This is a genomic window from Streptomyces sp. NPDC008092, from assembly GCF_042957285.1.
GTDB lineage: Bacteria > Actinomycetota > Actinomycetes > Streptomycetales > Streptomycetaceae > Streptomyces.
This window is the reverse complement of the sequence record NZ_JBIBHY010000008.1, coordinates 98,964-120,249: the sequence shown is the minus strand read 5'-3', so window position 1 is coordinate 120,249 and position 21,286 is coordinate 98,964. Positions and strand designations below refer to the sequence as shown.

Below are 21,286 nucleotides of genomic sequence, written 5' to 3'. Positions count from 1 at the left end.
GGGACCCGGGGACGTTGGGGGTCGTCGTTCGTGATGGTGGTCCGGGGCGGCGCCCGGCAGGGGCCGTAAGCCGGACTCCCTGCCCCACCGGCCGTGATTTTCTGTCCCTGCGGCCCGTCAGCCGGCCACCAGCGCGTCCTCCAGCGGGAGTTCGCCCGCCAGGTCGGCGAGGACGAGTGTGGGGGCGCCCGCGCGGTCGGCGATCCGGTCGGCCAGCCGGTGCGCGCCGTACGCGCCGTGCGCCGGGTCCTGCGCGGCGAGTGCCGCGAGGACGTCGTCGGGTACCTCGAAGCCGAGGACCGTGAGCCGCCGCCGGGTCAGTTCCGCGAGCCCCGCGCCGGTCCAGGCGGGCAGCCGCAGGTACTCGGCGAACGCCCCGGCCAGGTCGGTACGGGTACGCAGCAGCTCCATCAGGCGCGGGGCGGCGCCGCAGAGCACGAGCACCGCGCCGTGGGGGTCGCGGGCCGCCGCCTCCGCGGCCAACGCGTCCACGACCGCGTGCCGTTCGGGCTCCGGGCGGGCCTCGAAGGCGGGGTCCGCCGTCACGGTCAGCAGGCCGCCGGCCGCGCGCCGGAACGCGTCGGCGAGGAACGCCCGCGGCTGCGGGGCCCAGCGGGCCGGGACCGCCGACAGCGGTACGTGCGTGAGCGCGCCGGAGGCGAGGATGCCGAGCTCGCCGAGCGCCCTGCCGTAGGCGGCGGCCACGGCCCGGCGGCCGCTGCCGGGGGCGCCCTCCAGGACGACGTCGGCCAGACCTGCGGTGCCCTGCCCGAGGCTGACGAGGGTGTCCAGGCGGGCGGTGAGGGCGTCGGTGACGGGGGTGAGGGTGGTGAGGGTGGTGAGGTGGCGGGTGGGGGTGGGGGTGGGGGTGGCTTCGCCATCGGCCCTTGTGTTCCCGCCCGCACCACCCGTGACGGTTTCGTGGTCGGGTGCGGGTGGCCCCTGTGGGGCGGATTCGCCGTCGGCGGCCGCGGTGTCGGTGGGGGCCGCGGCCTCGGCTTCGCCTTCGGCCGTCGTGTTCCCACCCGCACCACCCGTGACAGTTTCGTCGTCGGGTGCGGGTGGCCCCTGTGGGGCCGATTCGCCGTCGGCGGCCGCGGGCGCAAGGGACGGAGGAGAGGGCGGAGTCGGTACGGATGCCGCGGGCGAGAGCGGGGGCAGGGGCGAGGGCGAGGGCGAGGATGGGGTCGGTGCGGATGCTGGAAGTGGAGGCGGAGGCGGAGGTGGCGTCGGTGCGGGCGCCGGAGGCGTCGGCGGTGCGGGTGCGGGTGCGGGTGCGGGTGTGGGTGTGGGGGTTGTGGGGCGGGGAGACGGTGGGCGGGGGGCCGGGGTGACGTCCGCTGCGGTCAGGAGGCTCAGTTCGCTGTCGTGGCCCGGGGGGTGCGTGGCCAGCCGGGATGCCTGGGAGCCGATCATCGACTCGAAGACCTGGCGGGCGACCCGGCCGTTGCCGAAGGTCGGGCCCTTGGGCACATCCTCGAAATAGCGGGACAGCGCCTCCAGGGCGTCGTCGGAGAGCTCGTAGTAGTGCTTGGCGCACAGGCCGCGGACGATCGTGACCAGTTCCTCCGGCGAGTAGTTGGGGAACTCGATCGTCCGGGCGAACCGGGAGGCCATGCCGGGGTTGGAGGCGAGGAACCGGTCCATGTGCTCCGAGTAGCCGGCCGCGATGACGACGATCTCGTCGCGGTGGTCCTCCATCAGCTTCATCAGCGTCTCGACGGCCTCCTGGCCGAAGTCCGGTCCGGTGCCCCGCGACTGGTTGGTCAGGGTGTACGCCTCGTCGATGAAGAGCACCCCGCCCAGCGCCCGGTTGAAGACCTCCGTGGTCTTGATGGCGGTCCCGCCGATGATCTGGGCGACCAGGTCGGCGCGGGCCACCTCGACGATGTGCCCCTGGCCGAGGATGCCGAGTTCGGCGAGGACCGCGCCGTAGAGGCGGGCCACGGTGGTCTTGCCGGTGCCGGGCGGCCCCGCGAAGACGAGGTGGCGGCTCATCGGCGGCATGGGCAGGCCCATCTCGGTGCGCCGCTTGGTCATCTTGTTGAGGTTGATCAGCCCGGTGACCTCCAGCTTGACGCTCTCCAGGCCGACCAGCGCGTCGAGTTCGGCGAGTGGTCCGGTGGCGGAGCGGGAGCCGCCCGGGTCGGCGGGTGGGCCGGGGGTCCCGGAACCGTCCGGGCCGTGTGGACTGTGCGGGTCGTGGGGGCTGTGGGGGCTGTGGGGGCTGTGGGGGCCGTTTGGGCCGTGTGGGCTGTGCGGGTCGGCCGGGCCGTCGGCGGGTCTGTCGCCCGCGTTGTCCTGGACCGCGCAGTTGTTGAGGTCGGTACGGGCGTCGGCGTGGGCGTTGACGCCTTGGCCGCGCGCGCCGGTCATCCGGCAGCCGACGGCGGTGAACGAGCCGCCTGCCAGGACCCGCACCGCGTCGCCCGGCGAGCCGGTGAACTCCGAGTCGTGCGCGGTGAGTTCCGCGTCCTCGCCGACGACCGCACCGCACCCGCGCAGGACGGAGCCGGCCATGAACGCGCTCGCCGATCCGGTCAGCCCCAGCCCCAGCCCCGGTCCCGGCCCCGGTCCGTGTGCCGTCGTCGCCTGGCCGTCGCCGTCCATCGCGATGTCGGCGTCCCGCAGGGTCAGCCGGGCACCGCCCTGCGCCCGGACCCCAGCACCCGCGCCGCCGGTGACGGTGAGCCGCTCCAGCTCGGCCGTACCGGAGTCGGCGGCCTGCACGGCGGCGGTCGTGGCGTCCCGGACGACGAGCCCCGTCGCCCGGACGGCGGTGGCCGCGCCGGTGACGTGGAGCCCGACCGGGGTGCCGGTGATCTCGCAGTCCTCCAGGCGGGGCCGGGCGCCCCCGGTGACCTGGACGCCGCTGCGGGCCGCGCCGGTGACCGTGCAGCCGCGCAGGTGCGGCGCGGCGCCGTCGGCGACGTGCACGGACTGCCCGCCCGAACCGGAGAACGCGCAGTCGGTGAGCGTCGTCTCGCCCCGGCCGGTCAGGTACGCGTCCAGCGCGGTACTGCCGGTCACGGTGACCCGGACCAGGGCGGCGCGCGCCTCCTGCTCGACGGCGACGGCGGGCTTGCCGCTGCCGGTGATCAGGGTGGCCTCGACGGTCGCGGCGGCGCTGCCGTTGACGCAGACGCCGTTGCCCCGGGGGCGGTCGAGCCGGCAGTCCCGTATGTCGAGGCGGCCGTGCTCGGCGACCACCACCGCCGAGGAACCCGCCTCGGTGATCTCGGTGTCGGCCAGCACGTTGCCGCCGGGCGAGGTGACCACCACGCCCGCGCCGTTCGGGTTGGTCACCCGGCAGCCGCGGGCGGCCAGCGTGCCCTCGTCCCAGGCGAGTACGGCCGTCCACGCCGCGCCCTCGATCCGGCAGCCGTCCAGCGCCGACTGCCCGCGCCGCAGGTCGAGGACCGGGGCCTCCCGGTCGGCGCCCGACAGGACGAGCCCGGACAGCTGCACCGCCTCGGCCCGCACCACGACCGTGCTCCCGGCGGGCGCGTGCACCCGCACGGTCCCGGCACCGCCCTCCGCGGCCAGCGTCACGGGCCGGACAATGTCCAGCGCCTCCTCGTACCGGCCGGGGGCGACCGTGATCAGCGCCCCCTCCGCGGCCTCGGCCAGCGCCCCGGCGATCGTACGGTGGGCGCCCGGGCGCTCCGGGGAGACCAGCAATACCTGCCTGCTCACTGCTCGGCTCCTTCTGCACGGACCGTACGACGGGTGACGATCAGTCCGGGCGGATCGGCGCTCTCGGCCCCGGCGTCGGTGCCGGTCCGCTCCAGCGCGTCCAGAATCTTCTCCAGGCCCTTGACGGCGATCTCGTCGAGCTTCGCCGCGACGTCCCGCCCACCGCCGCCACCGCCCACGGTGTTCCCGGCGGCTTTGGCGGCCTCGGCGGCCTCGGCGGCTTCCGACGGCGACAGTTCCCGCATCAGCACGGCGGGACCCTCGGCACGCAGCACCTTGAAGACGGTGCCCGGCAGGAACACCACCCGGTCGGGGACGGCCGGGTCCAGCGAACTGGTCCGCCGCGCGGTCATCGACCAGATCAGGACGTCGGTGGCGCCGCTGCCGCGCGGGCCTGGGTGCAGCGACGTACGGGCGTGACAGAACGCCCACTCGGTGACCAGCCCGCCCTCGCGGTACCAGGCGCGCTCCGCCTCACCGAGCCGGGTGCGCAGCAGGGTCGGGCCACGGTAGGAGGGCAGCCGCCGCAGCCCCGCCGTCACACAGCGCGCCAGCGGCACGTGCGGTCCGGGTACGGCCTCGCGCACCGCGGCGTCGGCCTGCCGGGGATCGCCGGACAGGTACAGGCGTACGGCGACCAGGTCGGTCAGCGCGTCCGCCGCCTCCGTCCTGGACCGGCCGCGCAGTCCGGGCGACTCCGACATCACGCGTGAGACGGAGCCGGCGAGGGCGTTGTACTGCTCGCTGAAGGTCCGGCGCATCCAGTCCCGCTCCTGCGCGACGCCCCGCTCCGGAGGCAACGCGCCGGCCGCGGCCCGCGGCACGGGCTGCACCCGCACGGCACCCGTTCGCGTGGACGCCGACGGCACGGCGCTGCCGTTCGCGTGGCCCGGGGCGGGACCGGTCCCGGGGGCCGGTGCCGCCGTCGGCGGGGCAACGCCGATGTCACCCATGCCATCGACGCCCCCAACGCCACCAACGCCACCGATGTCATCGATGTCGCCGATCTCCGGCTCGGGCGCGGCGGACTCCAACCGGAAGCGTGGTGGCGCGGCGGGCGGCACGGGCGGCTGCGCGGAGGCCGTGGGTTCGGCAGGGGGCACGGGTTCGGGCTGAGGGGTCGCCGACGACGCCGACTTCGCGTCCGCGTCCGCTTCGGCTACCGGTGTGCCGGCCTGGATACCGCTCCGCGGCGCACGGCGTCTGCCGAGCACGGTGGGCGCGTCGCCGAGGTCTGCCGCGCCGCTGCCGTGCCCGGCTTCCGTTTCCGGATCACCGGTGCCGGTGCCGGTGCCGCTGTCGCTGTCGCTGCCGGTGTCGGCGCTGGTCGCGTTGCGTACGGTCGGTGCCTCCGAGAGGTCCGTCGCCCCCTCGGTGTCGTGCTCGGCGGGCGGCTCCGCAGGGTCCGCCGCGTCGGCCTCCTCCTGCCATGGGGCGGAGCCGGGCACCACGGGTGACGCGGCGTCCGGTGGCACCACCGATGCGTCGGCGCCGGACTCCGTGCGGATGGGCGGCGCGGCCGGCGGGGGCGGTGGGAGGGGTGAGAGGGGTACGGCGGTGTCGCCGGGGGCAGGTGCCGGGGCCGGTGGCACGGAACCGGCGGGGAAGTACGTCGTCTCGGTCGGGAGGGTCCGTTCGCCGGTCTCGGCGCAGGGCAGGCCGTCGTACAGCACGGCCGGGTGACCCAGGGTGTCGGCCAGTGCCTGCCCGGGGGCGGCGGGGTCGCCGGGGACGTCGAGGGCGCCGTAGAGGACGAAGCGCACCGCGGAGCGGGCGCCGGGGAGCACGGTGTCCCAGAAGCGGGCAACGTGGTCGGGGGAGAGCGGGCGGGTGCCGGGGCTGCCGAGGACGACCAGGTAGAGATGCGGGTCGGTGGGCACGGCCTCGACCGTCCGCCGGTGGTGCGCGGCCAGGGGGTCGTGCTCGGCGTGGCGCAACCACACGCCGGCGGGCAGCGGTTGGGCGACGACGCTGGTGCCGGCCTGCCCGGTGGTGCGGATCGGCGCGGAGAACTCCCAGTGCGGCTTGGGGAAGCGCTGCGCCACCGGCTCGGGGTCGTGGCCCGGCCGGAACCGCAGCCAGGCGGCGCCGTCGTCGCCCGGCACGAACAGGCCGCCGCCGACGGTCGGCACGAGGTCGCCGTCGGCGGCCAGCACCTCGCGTTCGAGCCGGTCGGCGATACGACGGCACGCCGTTCGGATGTCGTCCGGCGTGCCCCGGCCGAAGACCAGCCGCGGGCTGCCGTACCGGGCGGCCGACAGCAGCCGGGCCACCGCCTCCCACTCGGTGGCGAGGGAACCGCCGGGCAGGTCCACCACGGCGAGGGTGTGCAGCGGGTCCTCGGCGATCCCCCCGGCGAACGCGGCCGCCCGGTCGTCGAACCTGCCCTTGGGATGGATCAGCAGGGCGTCGCCCACCAGGGTCGAGCGAAGGCGGAGCCGGGCCACCGGGCTCAGCCCTTCGCCGCGGCGGCACGGCTGAGCGCCGGACCGTCGGGGACGAGGGCGAGGACGCCCGCGGGCAGCGCGAGCCGGCGCTTGCCGTCGCCGAACCCGAGGGCCTTCTCGGCGTCGGTGTCCGCGATCCGGTACTTCAGGCCCTGCTCGGTGATCAGGTACTCGGCGCGGTCGCCGCCCGCCGAGGAGCCCGCCGAGGAGCTGGCCGAGGAGCTGGCCGAGGAGCCTGCCGAGGAGCCCGCCGGGACGGCCAGCACACCGCCGCCGGCGGGCAGGACGACCCCGCCGGCGCCGGGGGCGCCCACGGTGATCCGGGCCCGGCCGTCCGCCGCCTCCGTCAGGCAGACGGTGCCGCCGGTCAGAGCACGGACACCGGTCAGGTCCGGTATCCGGCCGGTCGTGGCGTCGTCCGCCGAGAGCGGCGCGACCGCGATGTCCGACGGTCCGACCTGGCGCGGTGCCGGCGCGCCGGGGCGGGCGGCGAGCAGGGCGTACTCGGTGGCGTTGACGCGGGCGACTCCGTCGGAGCGCATCACGTAGTAGTGCACCGCGCTGCCGGTGTTGCCGGTGTTGCCGGTGCTGTCATTGCTACCGGTGCCGTCGGTGCCGGTGCGGAAGACCTGGCCGACCTTCGCGGTCTGCCCGGCGACCTGCCCGGCCGCCTTCCCGGCGTCGGCCGGTACGGGCGCGGCGAGCGCGGCGCCCGTGGGCACGGCGGCCAGCCAGTCGGCGGTGGCGGGGAGGGCCGTCTGGTCGTCCAGGCCGAGGGCGATCAGCGTCGAGTCGCCGGGAACGGGGTACTTGACGCCGCGCAGCAGCAGGTACCGGGTGTCGCCGGGCCCGGTGAGCAGCACCTGGCGGTCGGCGGGCAGCGCGGCGAGCGCGGCGGCGGAACTCCCGAAGACGAGCGCCTGCCCCTGGTCGGCCGGGTCCTTGGCGCCCGCGTCCTCGGCCCCCGCGCCCTCAGCCCCCGCGCCCTCGGCCCCCGTGCCCTCGGCCCCCGTGCCCTTGGCGCCCGCCTCCTTGCCGGTCGGCCCCTTGCCGTCCGGCTCTTCGCCGCCCGACTGCGTGCCCGGCAGGCTGCCCGACTGGCTGCCGCCCGCCCCCTCCCCCGCCAGGCACCGCGCCCACGCGCCGGTCGCCAGTGCGGACGCGGTCGGCACGGTGTCCGGTGCGCCCTGGATGCCGACCGGGGTGCCGTGCGGGACCCCGGCCAGGGACTTCGCGGACACCGTCTCCGGCGTGCCGCGCCCGCCCGCGATGAGCAGCGCGGAGGCGTAGTTGCGTACGGGGCGCAGCTCGCCGCCCGCGTACACGTACCGGTTGCCGGTGTCCTCCTCCAGGACGATCGCCCCGTCCTTGCGCCAGTCGTCCTTGGCGACGGGCGAGATCAGCCCGTACACCCCGAACCCGGCGCACAGCAGCACCGTCACACCCACCCCGAAGACCGAGCCGAGCGCGGACCGCCGGGTCGGGCTGTCGCCCCGGCCGGGATCGCCGCTCACCAGGGCGGAGGCGAGGCGGCCCATGGCGAACTGGTAGGCCTGTACGTGATCGCGTCGCGTCTGCATGACTGCCGCCGTCCCTGTCCTCGTCCTCAGCCCGCGAGGCCGCGGAAGTAGCCGTACGCGTGCAGCACCTGGAGCAGCAGCGGCAGCAGCGCGATCGCCGTGACCGTCTCCAGGAGGTCGCCGAAGTGCCCCCATACGGGAAGGAGCCGGGCGCGTGGCAGCCGCCAGGCGCCGACCAGCAGGAGCAGCGCGGCGGCCAGCAGGACCGCGAGGACGGCGGCCCGGCCGCCGGGGCCGGTGGCCGCGACCCGGACGATGAGGACGAGCCCCAGGCCGTAGGCGCCGGCCAGCACGGCGGGGACCCGCTGGAGGGTGCCGTTGGTGCCGCGGGCGCGGAGCAGGACGGCCAGGCTGAGCGTGAGCGGGAGCAGCCAGCCGGCCCAGCCGTGCTCGCGGTCGGCGAGCAGCCACAGGGCGACGCCCCACACCAGCGCCGAGGAGATGCTGATCATGTCGAGGCAGGCGGTGGCGACGGCGACCCGGTTCGCCACGGCGTGGCCGGGCTCGGGCTCGATGTCGAGCTGGAGTTCCTCGGCGTCGTGGGGGAGTTGGGGTACGCGCAGCCGGGCTGTGCGCAGGGCGAGGCGGGGGGCCAGGTGTCCCAGGACGAACAGGCCCACCGCGACCACCGCGGCGGCCTGGACGCCGTGCAGGCCGGTGGCCTGGGCGAGTCCCGCGCCGATCGCGGCGGCGACAGCCGTGAGCAGTACGGTGCCGGGTACGACGAGCGGCAGCGCGCCCAGCGCGAGCAGCAGCCCGGCCAGCGCGACCACGAACCCGGCGGCCAGCAGCGTCCCCGTGGTGCCCGGGGCGAACCCGCCGGACGGGCCCTCCCGCAGGGCCGTCCCGGCCAGCGCGGCGAAGCCGAACGCGCCGACCCCGGCGACCAGGACACCGCCCCGGTCGGCCTGTGCGCGGGCGGCCGCCGCGCAGGCCGCGGCCAGCACCAGGGCGACCGCGCCCGCGGCCGCCGAGGTGAGCGCACCGGGACCGGCGCCGAGCAGCGTGGCGGCGAGCGCGGCAAGCGCCAGGCAGGACAGGGCGAGACCGAGGTTCCGGGTGAGTCCGGGGCGCCAGCGGCCGGAGCCGGCGCCGACGGCGTGCGCGACACCGTCGGAGACGTCGTCGAAGTGCAGGGCGGGCAGCGCCGCGTCGGCCGGCCGCAGGTGCAGCACGTCGCCGTCGCGCAGCCCGGCGCTCTCGGGGGTCGCCTCCGGGTCGAGGGGTTCCGCGCCGAGCCGTTGCAGGATCCAGGGCGTGCCCTGGGCCTGGAGGTCGTCGCCGACGGCCTGGCGCAGCAGCACCGGCAGCAGGGCGGCGACCGGGGTGGTGACCGGGACGGCGAGGTCGGCCCGGCCGGCCGGCGCCTCGACGGTGAGGCGGCAGACCTCGGTGACCCGGACGGACGGCGGCCCGCCGGTGGGGCTCGTCGCGGCCAGGGCGGCGGCCGGTCCGGTGGCGGCCGGTCCGGTGGTGGCCGGTCCGGTGGTGGCCGGGGCGGTAGTGGCCGGAACGGTGTTGGCCGGGGCGGTGGTCATCGTGCTCCTGTGGGGACGGGCGCCGCCGACACCAGGCCGGTCTGGACGAGCTGGACGGTGCGCCGGGTGACGAGCTGGGCCCGCCCGGCGGGCAGGGTGCGGGGCTTGGCCTCGCCGATGAACTTGCCCTCCTCCTTGGGGTAGGAGAACAGCAGCGCCGGGTTGCCGAGCTCCCACATGCGGCGGATCAGCGGGTCCATCACGGACCGCATGGCGCCGGAGGTGGAGCGGGCCACGACCAGGTGCAGCCCGATGTGGGCGCCCTGCGCGAGCAGCGGCACCAGCGGCGTCATCGGGGAAGGCGTGCCGGGCGCGCCGGCGAAGAGGTCGTAGTCGTCGACCAGGACGAACAGCAGCGGTCCGGTCCACCAGTCCCGCTTCTCCAGCTGCTCCGGGGTGACGTCGGCGCCGGGGGCCCGCTTGACCACGGAGACCGCGGCGCTGTCGGCGAGCTTGCCGAGCGCGTCGCCGTCGACGACGTAGCCGACCCGGTACTCCTCGGGGACGTCCTTGAGGAGTCCGCGGCCGGGGTCGGCCAGCAGGATCCTGGCCTCCTCCGGGCGGTAGCGGGCGGTGATGGCGCGGATGGCGAGGCGCAGGGCGTTGGTCTTGCCGGTCTCGCCGTCGCCGTAGACCAGCAGGTGCGGGGTGGTGCCGAAGTCGTGCCAGACGGGGGCGAGGCGCTGCTCGTCCCAGCCGAGGCAGAACCTGAGGTCGCGGGTGTCTGCGGGGGCGGGCAGCTGCCGGGCGTCCAGGCGGGTCGGCAGCAGCCGTACGCCGGGGGCCCGGGGGCCGGTCCAGAACGTGTCGATCTCGGCGACCGCGGCCTTGGTGGCGGCCGTCAGGTCGTCGGTGCGCGAGGAGCTGTCGAGGCGGGGCAGCGCGGACAGGAAGTGGTGTCCCGAGCTGGTCAGGCCGCGTCCGGGCCGGTGCGGGACACCGGCCGCGGCCCGGGAACCGACCTCGGACTCCATCGAGTCGCCGAGCCGCAGTTCGAGCTTGGTGCCGAGCATGTCCCGCAGCCGGGGCCGTACTTCGGACCAGCGGACCGCGGAGGCCACCACGTGCAGGCCGAACGACAGGCCGCGCGCGGCGAGTTCCATGATCCGCTGCTCCAGCTCGTCGAAGTCCTGGCGGAGCGTGGCCCAGCCGTCGACCACCAGGAAGACGTCGCCGAACGGGTCGTCGATCGTGCCGTCCGCGCGCAGCGCCCGGTAGGCGGCCATCGACTCCAGGCCTCGGGAGGTGAACAACTGCTCACGCTGTTCGAGGAGTTGGGTCAGCTCCTCGACGGTACGCAGCACCCGGTCGCGTTCCAGGCGGGTGGCGACGGACCCGACGTGCGGCAGACCGGCCGTCGAGACCAGACCGCCGCCGCCGAAGTCCAGGCAGTAGAACTGCACCTCGCGGGGCGTGTGGGTCAGGGCCAGCGACAGCATCAGGGTGCGCAGCAGGGTCGACTTGCCGGTCTGCGGCGCGCCCACCAGGCCGAGGTGGCCGTCGGCGCCGGACAGGTCGGCGGTCAGCAGTTCGCGCAGCTGCTCGAACGGACGGTCCACCATGCCCAGCGGGACGCGCAGCGCGCCCTGCACCCGCGGGTCGGCGGCGCCCATGCCGCGCTCGGGATCGGGCACGATGCCGGGCAGCAGCTGGTCCAGTCCCGGCGACTCGGACAGCGGGGAGAGCCAGACCTGCCGGGCGGGCGGACCGCTCTCCTCCAGCCGTCCGACGAACACCTCCAGCAGGCTGTCCTCGCCGCCGCTGCCGTCCGCCGCCTCCTCCTCCGCCCCGGTGTCGTGGCCGCGCAGGTTCTCCTCGGCGAGCGAGACCAGCCGGGCGGCCTCCTCCGCCTCCCGGTCCGCGGCCGGAGGGCCCTGCCGCTCCAGGCCGAAGGCGGTCACCTCGCGTACGACACCCTGCCGCCCGGCCGTCTCCTCGGGACCCGGCGCCGCGGGCGCGGGCCCGGAGACGTACGCGGCCTTGAACCGGACCAGGTTGGTGGTGTCGACCTTGAGGTAGCCGTTGCCCGGCGCGGACGGCAGCTCGTAGGCGCTGGAGGTGCCGATCACGCTGCGGGACTCCATCGAGGAGAAGGTGCGCAGCGCCAGCCGGTACGACAGGTGGCCCTCGACCCGGTGGATCCGGGACTCGTCCAGCCGCTGCGAGGCCAGCAGCAGATGGACGCCGAGGCTGCGCCCGAGCCGCCCGATGGACACGAACAGCTCCACGAACTCGGGCTTGCTGGCGAGCAGTTCGGAGAACTCGTCCACGATGACCAGCAGCGAGGGCAGCGGGGCGAGGGTGCCGACCCCGGCGGAGCGCGCCTTCTCGTACTCGTAGAGCGAGGCGTAGCCGGCCTCCCGCAGCAGTTCCTGACGGCGGATCATCTCGCCGTTGATGGAGTCCCGCATGCGGTCGACGAGGTGGAGTTCGTCGGCGAGGTTGGTGATGACGGCGGAGGTGTGCGGCAGCCGGTCCATGTTGAGGAAGGTGGCGCCGCCCTTGAAGTCCACCAGGACCAGGTTCAGGATCTCGGAGGAGTGGGTGGCGGCCAGACCGGTCACCAGCGTGCGCAGCAGCTCGCTCTTGCCGGAGCCGGTGGCGCCGATCAGCAGGCCGTGCGGGCCCATGCCGCCCTGCGCGGACTCCTTCAGGTCCAGCTCGACGACCTCGCCGTCCTCGGTGACCCCGATCGGCACCTTCAGCCGGGCCTCCTGGGCCAGCCGGGGACGCCACTTGGCCGCGACGTCGAAGCCGCGCACGTCCCGGATGCCGAGCATGGTGGCCAGGTCGAAGTCGGACTCCAGTGGCTGGTCCGCCAGGTCGACGACGCCGCCGGTGCGCATCGGGGCGAGCGCCCGCGCCAGGTTCTCGGCCTCGACGGGACCGAGCCGGTCGGCCCGGCCGCTGACGTTCTCGGCGCCGCTCGGGAAGTCCACCCGGCCGCCGCGCACCGTGAGCCGCAGCACCTTGGGGCCGCCGGGCACCGCGCCGGTGAGGTCCAGCAGCACCACCCCGCGCAGTCCGGCGCCCAACAGCCTTGAGGTCGCCGGGAGTCGTACGCCCTGGGCGACGATCACCGTGAACGGCTCGGCCACGCTGGGCGAGGAGGCCGGGTCGTGGTCGGGGCGGTCCCGGACGTCCGGCCCGAGCAGGTCCATCAGCTCGTCGTGGTCCCCGGCGGCCAGCCGCACCGCCCCCGCCGCGTCCTCCTCGGCCGGATGGGCGTTGTGCGGCAGCCACTTGAGCCAGTCCCACGAGCGGTGCGCGGCCTCGTCGCCGAGCACCGCCACCCGCAGTTCGTCGGGGGAGTGCAGGACCGCCAACTGCCCGAGCATCGCCCGGGCGAGGGCCACCGCCTCCTCGGTCTCGCCGGTGAACTCGACGCTGGTGAAGCGCCGCAGCGAGACCGGCACGGGCAGCAGGGGCACGGTCTGGTGGGCCTTGGTGAACCGGCGCAGCGAGATCGCGCACAGCGGCTCCAGGTCCTCCACCGGCCGGGTCTGCGGCGGCAGGAACTCCAGCGCGGCGCGGCGGGTCGCGAGTCCGATGCGGACCCGGCCGAAGTCCTCGTAGCCGGGCCTGCGTTCCCACAGCCGGGGCCCGCTCGCCAGCGCCCACAGATCGGCCGCCTCGGGGTTGTCCCACAGCAGCGCGGCCCGCTGTCCGTCGGCCGCCTGCCGGGCCTGGACCCGCTTCTGGCCGAGGTAGCGCAGGTAGTCACGGCGTTCGGCGCGCATCCGGCGGCGCCGCTCCGCTCCGGGCCGGCCGATCTGGGTCAGCGTCATGCTGACCATGGCGATGCCCATCATCCCGGTCATCATGTACATGGACGTACCGCCGCTGCCGACCGAGTACATCAGCACCATGGCCCCGGCACCCAGGCCCATCGGCAGGTACGTCATCACCGAGCCGAAGTCGGCGGTGGCCGGTTCGCCGAGGACCGGGGGCTCGGCCAGTTCCACCTGGCCCTCCGGCATCGGGGGGCCTTCGGCACGCGGCGAGCGCTTGGCGACGACGGTGCTCAACGTGCTCTCTTCTCTTCTTCGCTGCTGCTCTGCTCTGCTTCGCTTCTGCTTTGCTGCTCTGCTGCTCCGCGGCACTTCCTGGTGTGCGCGTCTGCCGCACTTCCTGGCGTGCGCGCGGCGGGATCCGCGCGTGGAGCGTAGGCAGGAGGCCGCTCGCGCCCGCGCCGCACGAGCCGAGGTCCGCCCCCGCGGACAGCGAAGCCTGGCCGGAGGGGCAGCTTCGCCAAGTACACGCCAAGTCGGCGTTAAGGCGGTCCGGTGAACATCCCCGTACGCCGCTTCGGAACGACGGTCCACCCCCGTCACTTCCGTTTGCTCCCGTCACTCTCGTCACTCCCGTGACTCCCGGAAGGAAAGCAAGGACGTTGGGGATGATCTCGATCGCAGTCCTCGCCGGTGACCCGATGACCGGCGAGGGCGCCGTCTCGTGCCTGCGCAGGTACCCGGGGCTGAAGGTGGTGTCCCAGGAGGAGCACCGGCACGCGGACGTGGTCCTCATGATCACGCCGGACGTCACCGAGGAGACGGTACTGCTGCTGGAGTCGGTGACCGCCCGCTCGGCCAACCCCGGTGTGGGGGTCGTCCTGGTCACCGGGCACATCGGCGACGCCCACCTGCTGCGGGCGGTGCGCCACGGCCTGCGCGGGGTGATGTGGCGTCAGGACACCACGTACGACAAGGTCGTGGAGGCGGTGCGCGCGGTGGCCGACGGCGGGGCCGCGCTGCCGCTCACGGTCCAGGGCAGGCTCGTCGACCACATCCGGGAGGTCCAGCGCGACGTCCTGGGGCCGCTCGGACTGACCGCGTCCGGGCTGGAGTCCCGCGAGGTCGACGTGCTGCGGCTGCTGGCCGAGGGCCTGGAGACGACGGAGATCGCCCAGAAGCTGAACTACTCCGAGCGCACCATCAAGAGCATCGTCAGCGTCATGATGAACCGTCTCGGCCTGCGCAACCGCACCCACGCGGTCGCCTTCGCCCTGCGCTCGGGGACGTTGTAGCGGGCGGGGCCGGAGCGCCGAAGAGGGTGCCGCTCGATGCCGTCGGGCGCCTGCGGCTGCGTGGGGGTTGCTCGCGCAGTTCCCCGCGCCCCTAAGGGGCGCCACAGCAGCGCCCTGCTTTCAGGGGGCGCGGGGCTGTGTCGGTATGCGGCTCCGCCGCGTGGGCGTGACCAGCCCCCGTCGGCCCGCAGGGGAAGAATTTCCGGTCCTGCGGGGCAGAGCCCGCGGCGATCGGCGGGCCGTCCGCCGCCGCGCCCCTAGATTCGCGCGCCGGGGAACAACACACGCGGAGACGGGCAGGCAGACATGGAGCACACCGCAGGGCAGCCGGAGACGCCGGAGGAGCCGGCCGTCTGGGAACGGCCGCTGCCGTGGCTCCGGGAGACCGGGTCCGAGACCAGGTCTGAGCCCGGGTCCGAGGCCGGGTCACGGGGAGCGACCGGGACGGAGCCCGTTTCCGAAGCGCCGGCCGCGGAACCGGCGGCGGGCGGCCGGGGGTCCGGGCCCGCCCCGGACGGCGAGAGTGCACCCGTACCGACCCCGACCCCGACCCCCGACCGCACACCTGCGTCGCCGCCCGCGACCGCACCCGGTGCGGCCGAGTCGGTTACGGCCGGGCAGCCCGGCGGGTTGTTCCGGTCGCCGGCGGTGCGCCCGGAGCAGCCCGGTGCACCGGACGAGGCGGGCTCCGGGGAAGCCCGGCCGGAGCGCGGGGCGCGGGTCGTCGGCGCCGTGGTCGCCGCCTGCGTCCTGCTGGTCCTCGGCCTCGGCAGCGCCGCGTTCATGGCGCTGCCGGACCACGGCGACTCCGCACCGCACGCCGCGGCCGTAGGCGACGGCGCCGTCCCCCAGCTCACCGAGGGCGCCGCGGCCTGGCCCACCGGCTCGGGCTCCGGCTCCGCGTCGGCCTCCGGCAGCGGCCGTCCGGCGCACGACTCCAAGGGCACGAAGCCCGGCAGGACCAAGGGCGCGCACACCACCGGGGATTCGTCCGCGGAGGCCGACGCCGCCCACCCGGACAAGGCGACCGGCACCAAGGCCACCCACGCCGCCGCCGGCGGTACCGGCACCACCGCGACGAGCAAGCCGGCGTCGAAGCCGACCGCCACCCACGCCGCCTCCTCGGCCACCGTGTCCGGCGACGCGATCGTCGGCTACGCCTCCTCGAAGTGCGTCGAGGTGAGCGCCCACGCCGGCACGGACGGCTCCCCGCTGCGGCTGTGGGGGTGCGACGGCGACGCCTGGCAGAAGTGGGTCTTCAAGTCCGACGGCACCGTGCGCTCCATGGGCCTGTGCCTGGACATCGCCAACGCCTCCCAGGACAACGGCGCGGCCGTCCAGCTGGCGACCTGCAACGGCGGCTGGGCCCAGAAGTTCAACCTCAACGGCTCCCACGACCTGGTCAACTCGGTGATCGGCAAGTGCGTGGACGCCAAGGACTCGGGCACCGCCAACGGCACCCGGCTCCAGCTGTGGGACTGCGCCGGGACGTCCAACCAGAAGTGGCATCTGGCCTGAGACCGGCAGCAACCGGCAGCCCTCGTGTCAGCTGCGTGGGGCCCTGTCCTCCGCGGCTGCCCGGGCCGCCTCCACCAGGTGCCGCGAACCCCACCGCCGTGCCACGTCCTCCGCGAGGGCGAACTGCCGTCGCGCCTCCTCCTGGTCACCCAGCAGCCGGTACAACTCGCCCAGCGAGTGGGCGAACGGACGGGTGGCGAAGGAGACACTGGCGGCACCGGCGAGCTGGGTGCGCAGCGGCAGCAGCAGCGGGACCAGCTCCAGTGCGGTGGCCATGTCGCCCAGCAGGAACGCCAGTTCGGCCCGGAAGGACAGGGCGATGCCGTACAGGTGGTCGGGTACGACGGGTACGGCGGCCTCGGTGCGCCGGCCGAGCGCGTGTGCCTGCCCGCGTTCGCCCAGCCGGGCGAGGACCACTGCGAGGGCGAGCTCGGCGGTGGGTTCGGGCTCGGGCTCGGGTTCGGCGAGGAGGGCCCGCAGCAGTGGTTCGGCCTCCCGCGGGCGGCCCTGACCCAGCCGTACGGTCGTCAGCCCGAGGACGTGCACGAAGTCGCCGTACGGCGATCCGCGGGAACGCAGCCGCTCCCGCACCTCCGCGTAGCCGGCCTCGGACTCCGCGAAGCGGCCCTCGACATGGGCCAGCATGGCCAGGGTCGTCAGGTTGATGGTCTCCGCCTCAGCCAGCCGGTGCCGCCGGGCGACGGTCCGCCCCTCCCCGGTGTGCCGGCGGACGTGGGCGACGTCGTTGCGGGCGCCGGCGGCCATGGCTCCGATGTGCTCCCGCACCCAGCTGTTGGCGGGCAGGTCGTGCGCGTACCCGAGCACCCGCAGTTCGGCCGCCAGTGCCTCGCGGCGGTCCGGGAACCCGTCGGGCGTGACGACGGACGCGACGGTCAGCGCGGAGGAGAGCAGCAGCGGGTCCCCGACCGCACGGGCGACGGCCAGCCGCCGCCTCGCCTCCACCACCTGCTCCGCACGCCCCCGGACGCTCGCCTCGACTCCGGCATCGCCCCGGCCCCCGTCCCCGCTGCCGCTGCCGCTGCCGTCGGCGTCCCCGCGGCCCTCTTCGTCCGCAGGGGAGGGCGGCAGGGTGCCGAGGACGGCCGGGTCCAGGTCGGCGCGTGCGATCAGCCGGTCGACGAACGTGTCGACCGCCGCCGGTTCGACCAGCCCCCACGGTCCGCTGAGGGCCCCGCTCGGCGCCGGCTCAGGTCCGATCCACGCGCCGAGGGCCGCCGCCGCCAGTTCGTCGTGCCCGAGGCCCTCGGCCGCGGCCAGGGCGCGCTGCCTGGTGTGGCGCGCCGCCACGATGGCCCCGGCCCGTATCTCCGCCCGCAGCAACCGCCCGAGCAGGGCGACCAGCCGCCCCGCCCGGCCGCCTCCCGCGTCGCCGGTGTAGCCGGAGTCGCCGGTGTAGCCGGTGTAGCCGGTGTCGCCGGTGTCGCCGTTCGAGTCCCAGGCCGTGTCGCCGTCCGTGGTGGCGGCGGGTATCAGCGCGAAGGACTCGATGGCCTGCGTGAGCAGTTCGACCGCGGTGTCGTGGGCGTAGCGCCGCTCGGCGAGGTCGGCCGCGCCCAGCGAGTACTCGACGGCGAGCGCCGCCGTCCGCGCGTTCGCCGCCCGTGCGAAATGGTGCGCGAGGGCCGCCAGATCGTCCGGACGGCGCCGGCGCAGCACCTCCGCCAGACGGGCGTGCAGCCGCGCGCGCCGCACCCCGACCAGGTCCGTGTAGAGGGTGTCGCGGACCAGTGCGTGCGCGAACCGGACCACCCCCGGCGCCGGTTCGGTCAGCAGCCCGGCCACGACGGCCGCCTCGACGGCGTCGAGCACGTCGTGTTCGCCGTGCCGTGCCGGGTCCGCGGCCTCCACGAGCACACCGACCTCCGTCTCGCGACCCACCACCGAGGCGAGCTGGAGGACGGGCGGTGCCCCTTCGGGCAGCTGCCGCAACCGTCGGCGCAGCACGTCGCGCACGCCCTGCGGTACCTCGGAGACCGCCACCAGGGCCCCCTCGCTGGCGAGCAGCCGTGCGCTCTCGCGGACGTAGAAGGGGTTGCCGCCCGTGCGCTCGGCGAGCGCGGTCACGATGGCCGTGTCGACCGGCCCCCCGCACACCGCACCGACCAGGGCGGCCACGTCCGGCAACGGCAGCCCGCCGAGCGCCAGCCGGAACGGCGAGCGGTGGGCGAGTTCGGCGAGGGTCTTGGTCAGCCGGTCCGCCGCGTCGGCCGGGCGGTACGCGGCGATCACCAGCACCGCTGAGCCGACCAGCTCGGCGGCGCGTTCCAGCAGGGCCAGCGTCTCGCCGTCCGCCCGGTGCAGGTCGTCGAGGACGACCGCCAGCGGGGTCTTCGCCGCGGCCTCCCGCAGCCAGGCGGCGAACGCCCGGTGCAGCCGGAACCGTCCGGCCGACGCCGCCCCGCCGTCCGGGCCCGGGAGCCCGGTGCCCCTGACGTCGTCCGCTCCCCGTTCGCCGTAGCCGGCCTCCTGGAGCAGTGCGCCGAGCGCGTCCGGATCGGTGGGCGGCACGTGGAGGGCGAGCGTGTCGAGCGCCTCCGCCCAGGCCCAGGCGGAGGGGGCGCCGTCGAACTCGGGGCACCGGCCGACCACCACGGTCCAGCCCTGCTCCCGCAACCACAGCCGGTACCGGCCGAGCAGCGCCGACTTGCCCGCACCGGCCTCCCCGGTCACCAGGACCACCCCGCCGCCGCGCCGGGCGGCACGCGCGACCTCGACGAGGGCCCGCAGCTCGCCGTCCCGACCCACGAACAGCTCCCCGGCCGGCTCCTCAGCCGGCTCTTCGGCCGGCTCCTCGGCAGGCAGGTTCACGTCGGCTGGGGCCGCGGACTCCGCGAAGGGCACGAGCGGGACGGGCGAAACCGGTATGGGCGAAGCCAGTACAGGTGCAACCGGTATGGGCGAAACCGGTACAGGCGAAGCCGGTACAGGCGAAACCGGTACGGGCGTCGACCGCGCAGTAGGCACCGCGGGCACTTTCGCCCCCGTCGCCCCTGTCACCTCCGTCGCCACCGCCGTCCCTGTCACCCCCCTCATCCCTGTCGGCACCGACGCGCGCAGGATCTCGGTCCGCCCCGCCAGCAGGGCCTTCTCCAGTTCGGTCAGCGCGTCGCCCAGGCCCAGGCCGAGTTCGTCGGCCATGACGGCGGCGGCGCGGCGCAGCTCGGCCAGCGCGTCGGCACGCCGCCCGCCGGCCCACAGCGCGAGGGCCAGCAACCGCCAGCCCTCCTCGCGCAGCGGATGCTCCCGCACGAGCGCCTCGGCCGCCGGTACCGCCTCCGCCGGGGTGCCGGACGCGAGGGTCGCGCCGATCGCCAACTCCCGTGCCGCGAGATGCAGATCACCCAGCCGGGTCGCCTCGGCGGCCGCCCACTCCTCGTCGGCCCACTCGCCGTACGCGGCCCCGTGCCACCACCCGATGGCCTCCTCAAGGAGGCGCCGGGCCTCGGCCGGCGGCGCCGTACGGGCCCGCCGCACCGCCGCCTCGAACCGCCAGGCGTCGACCGCCCCTTCGGGCAGCCGCACCGCGTACCCGGGTGCGACGCTGACCAGGACACCGGCGGGGGTGCGCGGCGCCCGGCCGGGTTCGAGCGCGCGGCGCAGGTTCGACACGTAGACATGCAGGGAGGCCGCTGCCTTCCGCGGGGGCCGGCCCTGCCACAGGCGGTCGATGAGCCGGTCGACGGGCACCACCCGGCCGCGGTTCGCCAGCAAGAGGGCGAGGACCGCACGTTGCCGGGGGCTTCCCAGGTGGACCGGTGCACCGTCGATGTCGGCACCGATCGGTCCCAGGACCTGAACACAGAGCATGAACGGGCAATTTACAGCGCCGCTTCACCCCTTCGGAGGCGCTCCGTGGCGTGTCCGACGCGCTTCCCGGGGCCCGACGGGAAGCGGCTCCCGCCCGGTGCCCGTCCGGTTCCCGCCCGGTGTGCGTCCGGTTCCCGCCCGGTGTGCGTCCGGCTCCCGCCCGGTGCCCGTCCGGTTCCCGACCGCCCGTGCCGGGTGCGTGTCGGGTGCGTCCGATGTGTGTCCGGTGCGCGTCCGGTGCGTGCGGGCATCCGCGTGGCGCCACGAGGCAGGCCCATTTATGGAGTATCGACCTACCTGTGGTGACGCCTTGGTGAACAATGGCCATCCTTGGGGACAGGTGCGGCTGCAGCCGTCGGCCGGATGGGGTGAGGGGCATGCAGGAGCCGAGACTCGGGGTTGCCGTGGTGACCATGGGGAACCGCCCCGACGAAGTCGACGCCCTGCTTCTGTCCGTCGCCAAGCAGGACCTCGCCCCCGACCGCATCGTGATCGTCGGCAACGGCTGCCCGCTGCCCGAGTTCGCCGGCCGTCTCGACCTGCCCGGCGAGGTCACCACCGTCGACGTCGAGGACAACCTCGGCTGCCCCGGCGGCCGCAACGTCGCCCTCGCCACCCTGCGCGCCTTCGGCGACGTGGACGTCGTCGTCGAACTGGACGACGACGGCCTGCTCGTCGACGTCGAGGTGTTCCGGCAGGTCCGGGATCTGTTCGCCGCCGACCCCCGCCTCGGCATCGTCGGCTTCCGGATCGCGGACGAGCACGGCGTGACCCAGCGCCGGCATGTGCCGCGCGTGGGCAACGCCGACCCCCTGCGCGGGGGTTACGTCACCGGGTTCCTCGGCGGCGGCCATGCCCTGCGCATGGACATGCTCGCCGAGACCGGCGACTGGCCCGCCGAGTTCTTCTTCGCCCACGAGGAGACCGACCTCGCCTGGCGGGCCGCCGACGCCGGCTGGAAGATCCTCTACGCGCCCGAACTGCTCCTCCAGCACCCCCGGACCTCGCCCGCCCGGCACGCCGTCTACTTCCGGGTCACCGCCCGCAACCGGGTCTGGCTGACCCGCCGTCGGCTCCCCCTGCCGCTGATCCCGGTCCACCTGGGCGTCTGGATACTGATCACCGTCCTGCGCACCCGTTCGACGGGCGGCCTGCGGGCCTGGTTCGCGGGCTTCGCGGAGGGACTGCGCGAGCCGGCCGGGGAGCGCCGCCCCATGCGCTGGCGCACGGTCTGGCGGCTCACCAGACTGGGCCGCCCCCCGGTCGTCTGAACCCGGGCCCACTGTCCCCCACCGACCCGCAGACCCACCGGAAACACGGGAATAGGCGAACACGGGAGTAAGCGAACGCGGAAATACGGGAACGCGGAAACGCGTGAGCGCGGAAACGCGTGAACGCGGGAATCCGTACGGGAGGGGCGGGACGAGGGCCCCGGTCGATCACCTCCGCCGACCGGAACCCTCTCGCGTCCCCGGACCCTGGCCTGCGGCGACACTCCCCCGAGTTGCGCGATCCACGCGCGCGCCGTCGGACCCGATCCGATGCGAAGATCACATCAGGGTTCGCCAACGGATCGCTAACATGTGGCCAGCGGTTCTCCCGGAGGTCGCGAACCGGTTGGCGCGAAGCCGCCGTACGGCTCCGGGAACAGCC

At 75.3% G+C, this 21,286-nt stretch carries 9 protein-coding genes; 3 read left to right on the top strand and 6 right to left on the bottom strand.

Annotation, left to right across the window (positions count from 1 at the left end):
• Positions 1–117 precede the first annotated feature (117 nt).
• From ACFZB3_RS26115 to eccCa, 5 genes are read right to left on the bottom strand one after another with little or no spacing between them, the layout of a single operon-like run.
• A complete protein-coding gene (locus ACFZB3_RS26115) occupies positions 118–3,696 on the bottom strand; it encodes a right-handed parallel beta-helix repeat-containing protein (RefSeq protein ID WP_391379079.1) in 3,579 nt (1,192 codons plus the stop codon).
• Positions 3,693–6,143 (bottom strand): hypothetical protein, encoded by a 2,451-nt coding sequence (locus ACFZB3_RS26110; RefSeq protein WP_391379077.1) that lies wholly within the window; start codon positions 6,141–6,143, stop codon positions 3,693–3,695. Before ACFZB3_RS26110 ends, ACFZB3_RS26115 begins: the two co-directional genes overlap by 4 nt.
• 5 nt (positions 6,144–6,148) lie before the next feature.
• A complete protein-coding gene (locus ACFZB3_RS26105; RefSeq protein ID WP_391379075.1) occupies positions 6,149–7,723 on the bottom strand; it encodes a type VII secretion protein EccB in 1,575 nt (524 codons plus the stop codon).
• Positions 7,724–7,749: 26 nt separating this feature from the next.
• Positions 7,750–9,261, bottom strand: coding sequence for a type VII secretion integral membrane protein EccD (gene eccD, locus ACFZB3_RS26100; protein ID WP_391379073.1), 1,512 nt, complete (start codon positions 9,259–9,261; stop codon positions 7,750–7,752).
• A complete protein-coding gene (gene eccCa, locus ACFZB3_RS26095) occupies positions 9,258–13,289 on the bottom strand; it encodes a type VII secretion protein EccCa (protein ID WP_391379071.1) in 4,032 nt (1,343 codons plus the stop codon). Before eccCa ends, eccD begins: the two co-directional genes overlap by 4 nt.
• Positions 13,290–13,660: 371 nt before the next feature.
• Here eccCa and ACFZB3_RS26090 point away from each other — a divergent pair, with 371 nt between their 5' ends.
• Positions 13,661–14,287, top strand: coding sequence for a LuxR C-terminal-related transcriptional regulator (locus ACFZB3_RS26090; RefSeq protein ID WP_391379069.1), 627 nt, complete (start codon positions 13,661–13,663; stop codon positions 14,285–14,287).
• 648 nt (positions 14,288–14,935) lie between these two features.
• Positions 14,936–15,805 (top strand): ricin-type beta-trefoil lectin domain protein, encoded by an 870-nt coding sequence (locus ACFZB3_RS26085; RefSeq protein ID WP_391379067.1) that lies wholly within the window; start codon positions 14,936–14,938, stop codon positions 15,803–15,805.
• A gap of 27 nt (positions 15,806–15,832) precedes the next feature.
• Here the strand turns inward: ACFZB3_RS26085 and ACFZB3_RS26080 are convergent, their stop codons facing one another.
• A complete protein-coding gene (locus ACFZB3_RS26080; RefSeq protein WP_391379065.1) occupies positions 15,833–19,633 on the bottom strand; it encodes a BTAD domain-containing putative transcriptional regulator in 3,801 nt (1,266 codons plus the stop codon).
• A gap of 377 nt (positions 19,634–20,010) precedes the next feature.
• Here ACFZB3_RS26080 and ACFZB3_RS26075 point away from each other — a divergent pair, with 377 nt between their 5' ends.
• The gene (locus ACFZB3_RS26075; RefSeq protein ID WP_391379063.1) at positions 20,011–20,904 is read left to right on the top strand and encodes a glycosyltransferase; all 894 of its coding nucleotides are present in this window, start codon (positions 20,011–20,013) and stop codon (positions 20,902–20,904) included.
• Positions 20,905–21,286 lie beyond the last annotated feature (382 nt).